Raw genomic sequence first — 13,920 nt, forward strand, 5'->3', positions numbered from 1 at the left:
GCAGTTTTTTTTATGTGCTTCCCCTTATTGAAAAGCTGACGAATTCCAATATAATGTATTTGTGGATACCAAAGGAGGCACCCTCATGCACAACTTGCAGGTGAGACGGCATTATGCCGCGTTAAAAGGATTTTATTTGTTTGCTTTTCTCGGTACGGGCAGCATGATTCCCCTACTCAGTATGTATTTAACGAAGGAACAGCATTTAAGCGGATCACAGGTCGGCTTGATCATGTCACTGGGCCCGATTGTGATGATTTTCTTTCAGCCGTTTTGGGGCATGCTGAGCGACTATACGCAAAAAACGAAAGGCCTGCTGGCGGTTTGCACATCAATCACAGGCATCATTGGACTAGGCTATATTGCATTTGACAGCTTTCCTCTGTTTATTTTGATTGCGGCCTGTTTTGCAGCCTTTCAAAGCACGATTATTCCACTTTCGGACAGCATTTCACTAAGGTACACACAAGAAACAAACGGCAACTACGGCGGAATCCGCCTGTTTGGCTCTCTCGGCTTCGGCGTCGCGGTGTTTGCCATGGGACAGGTGACGAACCAGCTGTACCCCATTCACGTGATCTTTATCTTTGGCTGTGCCTTTCTGTGCATTGCCGCCATATTGGCTTCTCAAATGCCGGGCCAGCAGAAAACGAAAACAAAGGTCAATATCCGCAAAGGATTCCGGGAGCTTATCAGCAACAAAACCTTCCTCATCTTTATGATCATCACCTTTACGACATTTGCTCCAAACTTAGCGAACAATACGTATTTCAGTCTTTTTCTGGACAAAAGCGGCGCGTCACTTTCCGCTATCGGCATTTTATTTTTCATCGGCGTTATTTCAGAAATTCCATTTATGAGATTCGCCCAAACATTTATAGATAAAATGGGGCTGCTCAACGTCATTATGCTGTCAGGCGGAGTCTCATTATTCAGGTGGGCGCTCTATTTCACGGCGCCTTCACTATGGATCATTTATGCGACGGTCTTTCTTCAGGGAGTGGCCATCGGTTTATTTATCCCGGCGGCGCTTCAATATGTGAAAAAGATTACCCCAAGACACGTTGAAGCGACGGCGCTGACCATGTACGCCGCCATTGGCAACGGGTTCGGCAACTGGTTCTGCACATTTGCAGGCGGGTACATTTTTGACTACGTGTCGATTTTCGCAGTCTACTTGCTTTTTGGCATTCTGAGCATAGCAGGCTTTGGCCTGACATTATATTTAATGAAGGCTGAAAAAAACAAACATACACTTCATCAGCCGGCTGTTACTTTTAAACCATAATGACTATAATGAACAAAAGAAAGGATGTGCGTTATGAACGGGCAAGAGCGAAACAGCATTTCGAAAGGGTTGCAGGTTGATATTGTATTGAAAGCAGATCAAAAAACAGGAAAACTGACGAGAGGGACAGTGAAGGATATTTTGACGAAATCAAACTTTCATCCGCATGGCATTAAAGTCCGTCTTGAAGATGGCCGCATTGGCCGCGTCCAGCAGATCATTTCTACATAAAAAAAGCTGCCCCTGAACAGGGCAGCTTTTTCATTATTTTTTCTGCAGAAGGACCACTTTCAGGTAGTTGCCTTCCGGAAATGCCGAAATCGTTTTGAAATCCTCCGGCAGCGTAAATTCCTCAATGATGGTGTAGCGTTCGTTTGTTTCTTTAAATGCGGCATCGATAAAGCCTTTGAATTTCTTCATGCCAAAGGCGCTGCTGTTTGTAGAGGCAACAATGACACCCTTGTCAGCAGTGATGGCGATCGTTTCCTTCAGCAGGTTTTTATAATCCTTGACCGCGCTGAAGGTGCGTTTTTTTGTGCGCGCAAAGGAAGGCGGATCGAGAATAATCAGATCAAAGCGCAAATCCTTTTTTGCAGCATATGAAAAATAGTTAAACACGTCCATCACTTTAATGTCGTGCGCTTCGTAATCCAGCTTGTTCACGCTGAATTGCTCGATCGTTTTGGCCAGACTTCGGTTTGCCACGTCGACGCTTGTTGTTTTCTCCGCTCCGCCAAGCGCCGCTGCCACGGAGAATGCACCCGTATAAGAAAATGTATTTAAAACGGTTTTCCCTTTTGCATAGCGGTCTCTGATCGCCTTGCGCACGTGTCTTTGATCCAAAAAGATGCCCGTCATGGCGCCTTCATTCAGATCCACCGCGTATTGAATGCCATTCTCCTGGATGATGATCGGGAACTCGCCCCTTCTCCCTTTCACGAAGTCATCATCTTCAACGTATTGTCCAGCCGTGTCGAAGCGTTTCTTCTCGTAAATCGCTTTATAATCAAGATCCATCTCATCCAATGCGGAAATCAGCATGTCTTTAAAGGTGTAAATCCCCTTGCTGTACCATTGAATCAGCAGGTAGCCGTCATAATAGTCGATGGTGACGCCGCCGACACCGTCGCCCTCACCGTTGAACAGGCGGAAAGCTGTTGTATCTTGAGCCTCAAATAGTTTGGCGCGCGCTTGGGCCGCTTTTGTTAATTTGGTGAGAAAAAATGCCTGGTCAACCTGTTCATGTTTATTGCGGGTAAGCGTCCAGCCGACCCCTTTGTTTTGCAGGCCATAATAGCCCCGCGCGAGAAACTCGCCGCTCTCAGACACGATATCAACGAGGTCTCCTTCTTTCATGTGCCCCGCAGTCCCTACGAGAGCTTCTTTTTCAATAAGGGGATAGCCTTTTTTGATTTTGGCAGCGTGTGCTTTTTTTAGGGTGAGTAGCTTCATATATGTCGTCCTCTTTCCGTTTGCTTTCTCTTATCGTACCACAAAACGCCAAGATGTCTGCATTGACAGAAAGGAAAGGTTTTTCTACGATAGACAAAAAGAGTTTCGAGGAGGAGCAGCATGCCAAAACGAATTGACCATACAGGCATCATGGTAAGAGATATTAACGCGTCCATCACATTTTATGAAGAGGTACTCGGCATGAAATTGAAGGATCGCATCACACACACGAACGGTGTAATCGAGCTTGCATTTCTTGGCTTTGAAGACGGCCCGGAAACAGAAATTGAACTGATTCAAGGCTACAGCAGCGAGCTTCCCGCTGAAGGAAAAGTGCACCACATTGCCCTGCTGACTGATGACATCGCGGCTGAATATACAAAAGCGGAAAAAATGAACGCAAAATTTATCGACGAGGAGATCACAACACTTCCAAACGGATACCGTTATTTCTATATCGAAGGCCCTGACGGTGAGTGGATTGAGTTCTTTCAGCGGTAAAAATAAAGAACGTACATTTTGTGATGTACGTTCGAGCCTGATTAACAGAGAGTATGTCATATCCGGAAGGCCAGCAACACTACATCAGTTTCCGTATGAATTCCGCAATTACTTGAAGGTGTGGCGAAGCCGTATCTAGGCGCGCATCCTATGCATGAAGGGAAGGATGAGAAAAAAATCTCTTTAAGCAGAATAAAAAAATTAGTGTAAAATAAAAAGGCCATTCAGTTCACTGAATGGCTGACAGGCTTACTTATATTTGTTAACCTCAAACATTAAAATATTCTTAAATACAACATAATCTTTTTTGCTTTCAAACGGCCCTTTGTTGTTGTCATGCTCATCAATTACATAAAAACCAGGTCCTTCCCCTTTATCACGTGCTCCGTACCATTTGATGAAATCATTCACTTCCTTCATGGAAAGCTCATATTCCTTTTGTAGACCGTTGGTCATCGTGACTACAAGAAGAGCTTGCCCCTCATCTGAGCCAGATGTTACATCATCATTATCTTTATCTCCTGGTATTGTCGTATCACCACCAGAAGGCTTATCTTTTTCACCTTCTGTACTACTATCTGATTTTATACCTAAATCTTTTAATGAAATTGCATCAACTGATTTATATTTGAACGCTTTTTCAGCAAAACCGCCGTTTTGCTCCCTTCCGCCTATCATGTAAAGAGTATCATCAACTATTACAGATGAATGCGCCATTTTGTAATAGTCTGTTTTAGGAACAGATAGAGTTGTAAATGTTTCCGAGTTAGGATCATAAACCCTAACTGTATAGACATTCCCTGTTACCAACATCTTACCATTATAAACCACCGACGAAAGATAATGTCCTGAAAATCCTCCCTTTTTTACTTTCCAGCTATCACTCACTGGATTATATTCATACATACTTTGATTCGATGCTTGTCTGCCGCCAGAAATATATAATTTATCATTGATTACCGCCGAGGTTCCATCAGTTACCTCATAATTAAATCTTTGTTTCTTTTCCCATTTTTTATTTTCCAAGTCATAACTATAAGTATTCCCATAATCTTTATGAGCTAAAGTATTCCCAGATCCGACTACATATATTTTCTTTCCGATGACCCCTGCGTATAAACTATTCCCTGGAATTTTCAACTCAAACGGAAGATCATCCATTTTTTCCCAAGTATCAGTTTTGGTATCATACACTTCTACTGTATTGACATACCCCTCTAACGATCTGCCCCCCATTACATAGATCTTATTATCAACGGTAACAGTAGCAGCACCCGCTCTCGCTGTAGGCATGTTAGCTTTCCTCGTCCATTCATTTGTTTTTGGATCATACATAAATGTTTGATTTTCAGCATAGTTCGCAGTGCTCCCACCACCAATTATGTAAATTCTTCCATCGACAACACTGCTACTTGCATGAACCCTAGCCTCTGGTAAATCCGCCTTTTTTTTCCATCCAATTTCTTCAGCCGCACTCGCAGTCTGGAACGATTGAGTCACTGAAATGATCAACAAAAGTAACATAATTAAGTATTTCCTCAAATTAAACACTCCTTTTTAATAGGTGCACTTAACAAATATCGACTTCGTTTACCAATTTTTTATAGCTTTTATTGAAATTTATGTTAAAATGCATTGTTCTCGCTCTATTATAGGAGTGTCTTTTTATAAATTGAAATAAAATCAAAACTAGCTGACATTATACATCAAGGAATTGATGATTTACAGATATTGTATCAGGATATCATCGAGTAGTACTTTCTTTATCAGTTAAGAGCTTAGAAAGAAAATCTACAGAAAAAAAACTGGCGTCTATTTATATATACTTTCATATTCAAGAAACCGCTATAGACCTTCGCACAGAGCAAAACAATAGGGAAAATTCAACATATCCAACGTACATTTTGTGATGTACGTTCTTTTTTATCTATACCAACTGATATACGTTGACTCATCGCAAATCATGGCTTCCCAGCCCATACGCTGAACCAGGTCATTGATGTTTTTATCTTTTGCTAAAAAGACATTAATGAATGAGTCATATACACTCATAAACACAAAGTCCATTTTCTCATCAGTCAAAACGAGCTCTGCTGCGGCTTCATCAAGAACCGTCCGCAAGTTGGCCTCAGTTATGTCCAAAACGCCGCGGTTTTCCACAATCGGTTCTGCGTAATAAAACCGATTAGATCCGTTCGCACCTAACACCTTTACCAAACTCGGAATATGAAAATTTGAAATATGATCCTCACTGGGATAATAGAGGTCTCCATTTATGTTTTCATGTAACACCTCAGCCAAATCCTCTCTCGCGAACTCGTCCCTTAAAGCGCCTATCGAACATCATTAAAGCCAGCGCCAGCTCAGCATGTGTTTGAAAGCCGCAAGAAGACATAACCTTCTTCCAGGAAACAGCCTTGCCTATTCCTCTTATTTCATCATCGTTTGGATAAATATGCTCGTAATCATTTTTTCTTTTTGCATTCTCCCATCCTTCAGGCATTTGGATAAAAGGAGAAAAGATAAGTGCAGCAGATGAGTACTCAACTGGTACTTGTTGTAAGATTGGTGATTCGTCATCTAACCATATATAATCTAGCATGCGCACCTCCTTTACATATTCTAACATTCTCTTTCGTTTAAAAGGAGATGATCAGCCCTATGACAGGCTGATCATCTATCACTACACATTTTTATCCCCAGATTCAACCGCACTCTCTTCCCGCCATTTTTGATGATCCCATATTCTGAAAAACGGATAGTAGATAGCACAGGTGATCAGCAGGTTTACCAGCTGCATAACGGCGCCCGACACCTTTCCGCCTGTCGCCAGGTAGCCTGATATGAGCGGCGGCATCGTCCACGGCACCGCGATTCCGGCCGGTCTTGCCACCAGCCCGGTGCTCATGCCGATATAAGTCGCGGTAATCGTGAGGAGCGGTGCGATGATAAATGGGACAATAAGGAGCGGATTCATGACAATCGGCATGCCGAAAATGATCGGCTCGTTGATATTAAATAGCGCAGGGCCGATTCCTAATCGTCCAAGCTGCTTCATTTGTTTGCTCCGGGAGCGCACAAGCATCGTCAACACAAGCGCCAGCGTCGCCCCGCTTCCGCCGACATTGATCCAAATTTGAAAAAACTGAGTCGTAAAAATACTCGGCAGCGCCTCGCCCGCTTGGAAGGCAAGACGGTTGGCATCCATCGCGCCGTACCAAATCGGCGCCATGATTCCGCCAATGATGGAAGCCCCGTGAATCCCGCACGACCAAAGCAGCATCTGCACAAATTCAGCGATCAGGCTTCCGCCGAGACTGCCGCCAAGGATGGAAAGCGGTGTGCCAAGCAGGTCTCCTACGACATTGTGCAGACTCTGAAAAGGTGTCATTTCAATCAGAAGGCGCGCCAGCCACACGAGAAACACAATGATAAAGCCGGGAATCAGTGCGACAAACGATTTGCTTACCGCAGGCGGCACACCGTCTGGCATTTTGAAGACGATATTTTTTTGAATAATGTACCGATAGATTTCGGTTGAAAACAAGGCGATCAGCATGGCGACAAATAAGCCCTTGCTGCCGAGCAGCGTGATCGGGATTCCGCCCCCTACCATGATGGACTCCGTTGAGCCATGCGGTGTAAACGGCACCTCAAACGGCGTTGCCAGCAGAAATGCGGCAATTGAAATCGCTCCGGCAGAAAGGGCATCGACACCATAGCTTTCTGCCAGCCGATAGGCGATCCCAAAAGCGGCAATCATCGCCATAATATCAAACGAAGCGTTAACAGGATATCCGAGCTTATCAGCCCACTCGTTCCCAAACACACTCGCCATGAAATCAGCATACCCCGGAATCGGCAGGCTCGTTAAAATCAAGAAGACAGACCCGATAATAATCAGCGGCATGGTCAGGATAATTCCGTCACGCAAAGCGCTGAGATGCCGCTGCCCGGCAATTTTCCCGGCGACAGGCATTATTTTTTCCTCCATCACCCGAGTGAATGTGCTCATCTTAAAAGCCCCCTTTTCTCATTGCTTTGTGAACAACCTCCGCAATGTTTTCTTTATCTTATTTTGAAAACGCTTACAAATTCATTTGGAAAATTTCCTCTTCCTGCGGAAAAAATCTGCATTTTGCCAAACAATCCTGTCTATGAAAAATTTTTTCCTTCTAACTATTAATCTCTCTTTTTTCTCCGATATATATATCAAACATCATAGAAAAAGGAGATGAATCATGAAAAACATGTCTTGCAAACTTGTTGTATCAGTCACTCTGTTTTTCAGTTTTCTCGCCGTAGGCCCTCTCGCTCATGCGCAAAACAGCAGCGAGAAAGAGGTTATTGTGGTTTATAAAAACAAGGCCGGAAAGGAAACATCCTGGATAGTGATGCTGATGTTGAACAGCAGTATAAGCATCTTCCCGCGGTAGCGGTCACAGCAGACCAGGAGACAGTAAAAGAATTAAAGCAGGATCCTGATATTTTGTATGTAGAAAACAACGTATCATTTACCGCAGCAGACAGCACGGATTTCAAAGTGCTGTCAGACGGCACTGACACCTCTGACAACTTTGAGCAATGGAACCTTGAGCCCATTCAGGTGAAACAGGCTTGGAAGGCAGGACTGACAGGAAAAAATATCAAAATTGCCGTCATTGACAGCGGGATCTCCCCCCACGATGACCTGTCGATTGCCGGCGGGTATTCAGCTGTCAGTTATACCTCTTCTTACAAAGATGATAACGGCCACGGAACACATGTCGCAGGGATTATCGGAGCCAAGCATAACGGCTACGGAATTGACGGCATCGCACCGGAAGCACAAATATACGCGGTTAAAGCGCTTGATCAGAACGGCTCGGGGGATCTTCAAAGTCTTCTCCAAGGAATTGACTGGTCGATCGCAAACGGGATGGACATCGTCAATATGAGCCTTGGCACGACGTCAGACAGCAAAATCCTTCATGACGCCGTGGACAAAGCATATGAACAAGGTGTTCTGCTTGTTGCCGCAAGCGGTAACGACGGAAACGGCAAGCCAGTGAATTATCCGGCGGCATACAGCAGTGTCGTTGCTGTTTCAGCAACAAACGAAAAGAATCAGCTTGCCTCCTTCTCAACAACTGGAGATGAAGTTGAATTTTCAGCGCCGGGGACAAACATCACAAGCACTTACTTAAACCAGTATTATGCAACGGGAAGCGGAACATCCCAAGCGACACCGCACGCCGCTGCCATGTTTGCTTTATTAAAACAGCGTGATCCTGCCGAGACAAACGTCCAGCTTCGCGAGGAAATGCGGAAAAACATCGTTGATCTTGGTACCGCAGGCCGCGATCAGCAATTTGGCTACGGCTTAATCCAGTATAAAGCACAGACAACAAATTCAGCGTACGCGGCAGCAGAGCAAGCGGTGAAAAAAGCGGAACAAACAAAAGCACAAATCGATATCAACAAAGCGCGAGAACTCATCAGCCAGCTGCCGGGCTCCGACGCCAAAACTGCCCTGCACAAAAGACTGGATAAAGTACAGTCATACAGAAATGTAAAAGATGCGAAAGACAAAGTCGCAAAGGCAGAAAAATATAAAACACAACAAACCGTTGATACAGCACAAACTGCCATCAACAAGCTGCCGAACGGAACAGACAAAAAGAACCTTCAAAAACGCTTAGACCAAGTAAAACGCTACATCGCGTCAAAGCAAGCGAAAGACAAAGTTGCGAAAGCGGAAAAAAGCAAAAAGAAAACAGATGTGGACAGCGCACAATCAGCAATTGGCAAGCTGCCGGCAAGTTCAGAAAAAACGTTCCTGCAGAAGCGCCTTAACAAAGTGAAGAGCACCAATTTGAAGACGGCAAAGCAATCCGTATCTGCGGCTGAAAAGAAATCAACTGATGCAAATGCGGCAAAAGCACAATCAGCCGTCAATCAGCTTCAAGCAGGCAAGGACAAAACGGCATTGCAAAAACGGTTAGACAAAGTGAAGAAAAAGGTGGCGGCGGCTGAAGCAAAAAAAGTGGAAACTGCCAAGGCAAAAGTGAAGAAAGCGGAAAAAGACAAAACAAAGAAATCAAAGGCATCCGCTCAGTCTGCAGTGAATCAATTAAAAGCATCCAATGAAAAAACAAAGCTGCAAAAACGGCTGAACGCCGTCAAACCGAAAAAGTAACCAAAAACCTTTAAGACTTGCATTCCAGGTCTTAAAGGTTTTTTACATTCTAAGAAAATCGTATACAACCTTTTTCCCATCCGCCTCACAGGCTTTTCATACTATTGCTATACAGCCATGAACAGCATAAAATGAACGTTATTACAGTTATCACCACATATGGCGGGATTGTGACTGGGCAGGCAGGCAAGACCCAATGATGCAAAGGGAGTATTAATGCCTAAAAAGCAGGACATTTTAACTCTTCTTTTCGTGTTGGGCTCATAACGGCGCCTTGGACAACCCCCTATTCTCATGCTCCGTCGTCGCGTCGACGCGGGCATTTTTGTCATTTTCAGCCGATATTTCTCACTTTTTTCATTTTGATTGTCAACTTTTCATTTGATACGATGAACAAGCCGACTTTTCTTCAGCAAAGGAGGTTTTGATTGCTTGCATAAAGAGATTGCAAAAGAATTACTGCTGCTCGCAGGAGGAAAAAACAATATTATCAGCATCAGCCATTGTACGACCCGTCTTCGTTTTGATGTAAAGGACGAGACGAAAATTGATATACATGCCATTGAGAACCTGCAAGGTGTGCAGGGCACCTTTTTCCGTTATGGGCTTTTCCAGATTATCTTCGGAGCAGGCGTCGTCAACAAAATATATAAAGAAGTCGTTCATGTATGGGAGAACGCGCCTTCTGAAGAACCTGTCCACCAGAAAAAAGCCAGCCGGAAGCTGAACCCTGCCGCAGCTTTTGCGAAAACACTGTCCGATATTTTTGTGCCGATTATTCCGGCAATAACAGCAAGCGGCCTGCTCATGGGGCTGATCGGCATGATTAAGGTGTTTCACTGGTTCGCTGCCGGCAGCCCATGGATTAAAATGCTCGACCTCGTGTCCAGCACAGCCTTTATTTTACTGCCGATTTTAGTCGGCTTCAGTGCCGCACGGCAATTTGGCAGCAACCCATACCTAGGGGCAGTGATCGCGGGGCTTTTGACGCATCCTGATCTGCTGGACCCGTCTATGCTCGGCAGCAAAACCCCGTCTTCTTTAGACATATGGGGGCTTCATATCCCAATGATGGGCTATCAGGGTTCCATTATACCGATTCTTCTCTCCGTTTTTGTCATGAGCAAAATTGAGAAGCTATTAAAATCGATTGTGCCGAAGTCGCTTGATGTCGTGATCATTCCCTTTATTACGGTCATGGTGACAGGATGCCTCGCGCTGATTGTGATGAATCCCGTCGCGTCCATCATCGGCCAGATCATGACACAATCGATCGTCTATATTTATGATCACGCCGGCATTGCCGCCGGAGCCCTTTTCGGCGGCATCTACTCCACCATCGTCCTATCTGGATTGCATCATAGCTTTTATGCAATTGAGGCAACGCTGCTTGCTAATCCGCATGTCGGTGTCAACTTTTTAGTGCCGATATGGTCGATGGCGAATGTGGCCCAAGGCGGAGCGGGGCTTGCGGTATTCCTCAAAACGAAACAATCAAGCCTGAAGAAAATTGCGCTCCCCGCTTCTCTGACCGCGTTTTTAGGCATTGTTGAGCCGATTGTATTCGGGGTAAATCTCAAATTGATCCGTCCCTTTATCGGAGCAGCCATCGGCGGTGCTATTGGCGGAGCATACGTGGTTGCGGTACAAGTTGTGGCAAATTCCTACGGGCTGACAGGCATTCCGATGATTTCAATTGTGCTGCCGTTTGGCGCCGCGAATTTTGTTCATTATATGATCGGTTTCTTGATCGCAGCCGTCTCTGCTTTTATAGCTACATTGTTTCTCGGGTTTAAAGAAGAGACAGAATAACTGGATTTATTCGATTTCATTCATAAAACGGGGGATGAAAGGACAAAAAAGCTATGAAAATTAAAAGAATCTTAAATCATAATGCTATCGTCGTAAAGGATCAAAATGAAGAGAAGATTCTCTTAGGTGCAGGAATTGCGTTTAACAAAAAGAAGAATGATATTGTCGATCCGTCAAAAATAGAAAAAACCTTTATCAGAAAAGATACACCTGACTATAAGCAGTTCGAAGAGATTTTAGAAACATTGCCTGAAGACCACATTCAGATTTCTGAGCAAATTATCTCTCATGCCGAAAAAGAGCTGAACATCAAAATCAACGAGCGCATTCATGTCGCTTTTTCAGACCATCTTTCTTTTGCGATTGAACGCCTGAGCAATGGGATGGTTATCAAAAATCCGCTGCTGAATGAAATCAAAGTCCTTTATCCAAAGGAGTTCCAGATCGGCTTATGGGCCAGAACACTGATTAAAGATAAACTGGGGATTCACATTCCTGATGATGAAATCGGCAATATCGCCATGCATATCCACACAGCAAGAAACAATGCCGGCGATATGACACAAACGCTTGATATTACAACAATGATCCGTGATATTATCGAGATTATCGAAATTCAACTGTCTATTAATATCGTTGAAGATACCATCTCTTATGAACGGCTTGTGACCCATCTCCGCTTTGCCATTCAGCATATCAAAGCAGGCGAATCCATTTACGAGCTGGACGCAGAAATGATCGACATCATTAAAGAGAAGTTTAAGGATGCCTTCCTGTGTGCCCTAAGCATCGGCACCTTTGTGAAGAAGGAATACGGCTTTGAATTTCCTGAAAAAGAATTGTGCTACATCGCCATGCATATTCAGCGGTTCTACCAACGGTCAGTCGCACGCTGAGACAAACAAAAAACGCTTTTGATCATCTCAAAAGCGTTTTTTTATATCTGTATTATTGGTTGATCGCCGGATTCCCAATCGTATTCCACTTCGTATAGGACATGTAATGGAAATACTCATCGCGATACGGATGTTTTGTATTGGAGTTCCAAGGCTTTTCTCCGCCGCAGAAGTGCACGATTGCCGGGTTTTCTCTTGTTTCATTATATTGCTTCCGCCCTAACAGAGTAGATGGGGTTTTCAGCTTTAACATGATATAGGTTTGAGCGTTCCAGCGCGGATGAAGTTCATACCACTGATCATACAAGATCGCATTCAGTGCATCTTGGTCATGCAGCACAAGAAAGTCTTCGTCTGGGTGTTCATTGATAAAGTTGATGACTTTTTCTGTGATGTTTTGCTTTCTCCAAGACTCAAAATCAATAATCATGATACCTGAGTTAAAATACTTCCCTGTATCAGTGACGTTCATTTCTTTCAGGCGTTCATGCTGCCCCGCATCCTCAACAGCGGCTACGGTGTATGGCGCAATGTCTAAGTCCCATAGCTTAGAAATATCCTCTAGGACAAGCGCATCACAATCGATGTAAATCATTCGTTTGATGCTTTCATCCTTAATTATGTCGGGAATCGAAATGCGGTAATACGCGGCTTTTGTAATATGGCTGCTCTCTACCGCATGTTCATACATTTTGGTATCCACTTCTAAAAACTCAATCGGCACTCCGAATTTCAAAGTGGTTTCTTCCAGTCTTTTTTTGTTATCAGGCTTAATTCCGCCATCAATGACGTATAATTTTACCTCTCTCTCCTGATCCATGTTAGTCAATAAAGAAACGAACATCCCACCTAAATGACGAGCATAATTATCATCTGCGCATGATACGATATGCATGATTTCATCTTTCCTCAATGGTATTCATCTCCCTTTTTGTTGTACAAGTTACATACCCTTTTTCAAAAAAATAAACACGTTCTCCGACATTTTTTTAAACAGAATGTGTGATACAACAAAAAAGGTGTCATTTTTTGAAGATGCGATAAAGCCAATAAAGAATGAAAAAGCTTGCGATTGTGATGCCTTCAGCCGAGACGATATACCACGGCCATGGCCCGAGAACATCTAAGAGAGAGGATCCGCCCGGTTTTTTCGTCAAATACATATAATTCGCGCCAAGCCAGCGATCAATCAGGAAAATACAGACGCCGTACACATTAACAAGCAGGACTGTCACCCATAACGAGCGCTGGCCCATTCTGTAGGTGCCAATCACAGCCATCAGCAGACAGGATAAAAACACAGACCCGTGAGAAATAAAAAAGAGGATATATCGGATATGCGGAAATGAAAACATTCCGAGGTCAGGAGTGGCAAGAGCCTGAATCGAACTGCCGATGCCGGCAAAAAACAAAAACACAAACAGCTTTCTGCTTTTTGTCACTAACATAATAGCTGACAAATACACCGACAGGTCACTAAGCTGGAGAGGCAATGAAGTGCGCACCGACCACCTGCCCGTGGCGACCATCCATATTTGATAGCCGATTTGCGAACCAAGCAAAAGAAACACAAACAGAGAACGCAAAAACCGGCTGGCCCTCGGCTGCTTGACCCCCTCTTGGAACAAAAACAACAGAATGGCCAAAAGGGCGATAATCGCTAACGTCACTACGTGCTCTGTCGAAAACAGATGAAACGGATCATGCTTATAGACGGATTGAACATATTTTTGCAAAACTGCACCCCCGTTTGCGGGTTTTTGTTTATTTTGGCGTTGTTTGGGCTTTTTTTA

Annotated in this window: 10 protein-coding genes and 2 pseudogenes; 6 read left to right on the forward strand and 6 right to left on the reverse strand. The window is 44.1% G+C overall.

Annotated elements, in window-relative coordinates; genetic code table 11:
* The first annotated feature begins 85 nt into the window (after positions 1-85).
* Together MHB62_RS19865 and MHB62_RS19870 are read left to right on the forward strand one after the other, a co-directional pair.
* The gene (locus MHB62_RS19865; RefSeq protein WP_019712834.1) at positions 86-1,288 is read left to right on the forward strand and encodes a major facilitator superfamily domain-containing protein 6; all 1,203 of its coding nucleotides are present in this window, start codon (positions 86-88) and stop codon (positions 1,286-1,288) included.
* Positions 1,289-1,321: 33 nt separating this feature from the next.
* The gene (locus MHB62_RS19870) at positions 1,322-1,519 is read left to right on the forward strand and encodes a YwbE family protein (protein WP_003227367.1); all 198 of its coding nucleotides are present in this window, start codon (positions 1,322-1,324) and stop codon (positions 1,517-1,519) included.
* 33 nt (positions 1,520-1,552) lie between these two features.
* Here MHB62_RS19870 and MHB62_RS19875 read toward each other — a convergent pair whose 3' ends face one another.
* A complete protein-coding gene (locus tag MHB62_RS19875) occupies positions 1,553-2,740 on the reverse strand; it encodes a class I SAM-dependent rRNA methyltransferase (protein WP_019712835.1) in 1,188 nt (395 codons plus the stop codon).
* 120 nt (positions 2,741-2,860) lie between these two features.
* Between MHB62_RS19875 and glxA the strand changes: the two genes are divergently transcribed.
* Entirely contained in the window at positions 2,861-3,241 is a 381-nt protein-coding gene (glxA, locus tag MHB62_RS19880; protein ID WP_003227362.1) for a glyoxalase GlxA, read from the forward strand.
* Positions 3,242-3,490: 249 nt separating this feature from the next.
* Here the strand turns inward: glxA and MHB62_RS19885 are convergent, their stop codons facing one another.
* The 3 genes and pseudogenes from MHB62_RS19885 to celB form a co-directional block, all read right to left on the reverse strand.
* Positions 3,491-4,792, reverse strand: a complete 1,302-nt coding sequence (locus tag MHB62_RS19885) for a DUF1668 domain-containing protein (protein ID WP_223257631.1) — start codon at positions 4,790-4,792, stop codon at positions 3,491-3,493.
* Positions 4,793-5,164: 372 nt separating this feature from the next.
* Positions 5,165-5,843 (reverse strand): annotated as a pseudogene (locus MHB62_RS19890) (DUF2711 domain-containing protein).
* Between the two features lie 81 nt (positions 5,844-5,924).
* Entirely contained in the window at positions 5,925-7,256 is a 1,332-nt protein-coding gene (celB, locus tag MHB62_RS19895) for a PTS cellobiose transporter subunit IIC (RefSeq protein ID WP_019712837.1), read from the reverse strand.
* Positions 7,257-7,482: 226 nt separating this feature from the next.
* Between celB and epr the strand changes: the two are divergent.
* The 3 genes and pseudogenes from epr to sacY all read left to right on the forward strand — a co-directional run bounded on the left by epr (position 7,483) and on the right by sacY (position 12,127).
* Positions 7,483-9,419: pseudogene (epr, locus tag MHB62_RS19900) on the forward strand (minor protease Epr).
* A gap of 432 nt (positions 9,420-9,851) precedes the next feature.
* Positions 9,852-11,231: a SacY negative regulator SacX gene (gene sacX / locus MHB62_RS19905; RefSeq protein ID WP_003227351.1), complete on the forward strand. Its 1,380-nt coding sequence runs from the start codon at positions 9,852-9,854 to the stop codon at positions 11,229-11,231.
* A gap of 53 nt (positions 11,232-11,284) precedes the next feature.
* Positions 11,285-12,127, forward strand: coding sequence for a transcription antiterminator SacY (gene sacY / locus MHB62_RS19910; protein ID WP_003227349.1), 843 nt, complete (start codon positions 11,285-11,287; stop codon positions 12,125-12,127).
* Positions 12,128-12,179: 52 nt separating this feature from the next.
* Here the strand turns inward: sacY and MHB62_RS19915 are convergent, their stop codons facing one another.
* Together MHB62_RS19915 and MHB62_RS19920 are read right to left on the reverse strand one after the other, a co-directional pair.
* The gene (locus tag MHB62_RS19915) at positions 12,180-13,040 is read right to left on the reverse strand and encodes a glycosyltransferase family 8 protein (RefSeq protein WP_019712838.1); all 861 of its coding nucleotides are present in this window, start codon (positions 13,038-13,040) and stop codon (positions 12,180-12,182) included.
* Between the two features lie 109 nt (positions 13,041-13,149).
* A complete protein-coding gene (locus MHB62_RS19920; RefSeq protein ID WP_019712839.1) occupies positions 13,150-13,863 on the reverse strand; it encodes a TIGR02206 family membrane protein in 714 nt (237 codons plus the stop codon).
* Positions 13,864-13,920 lie beyond the last annotated feature (57 nt).

It is taken from the genome of Bacillus sp. FSL K6-0255, assembly GCF_045040725.1.
GTDB classification, from domain to species: domain Bacteria; phylum Bacillota; class Bacilli; order Bacillales; family Bacillaceae; genus Bacillus; species Bacillus subtilis.

Coding starts and splice junctions, on each gene's coding strand:
- MHB62_RS19870 (WP_003227367.1), top strand. CDS start 1,322: ATGAACGGGCAAGAGCGAAACAGCATTTCGAAAGGGTTGCAGGTTGAT.
- glxA (WP_003227362.1), top strand. CDS start 2,861: ATGCCAAAACGAATTGACCATACAGGCATCATGGTAAGAGATATTAAC.
- MHB62_RS19875 (WP_019712835.1), bottom strand. CDS start 2,740: ATGAAGCTACTCACCCTAAAAAAAGCACACGCTGCCAAAATCAAAAAA.
- celB (WP_019712837.1), bottom strand. CDS start 7,256: ATGAGCACATTCACTCGGGTGATGGAGGAAAAAATAATGCCTGTCGCC.
- sacY (WP_003227349.1), top strand. CDS start 11,285: ATGAAAATTAAAAGAATCTTAAATCATAATGCTATCGTCGTAAAGGAT.
- MHB62_RS19865 (WP_019712834.1), top strand. CDS start 86: ATGCACAACTTGCAGGTGAGACGGCATTATGCCGCGTTAAAAGGATTT.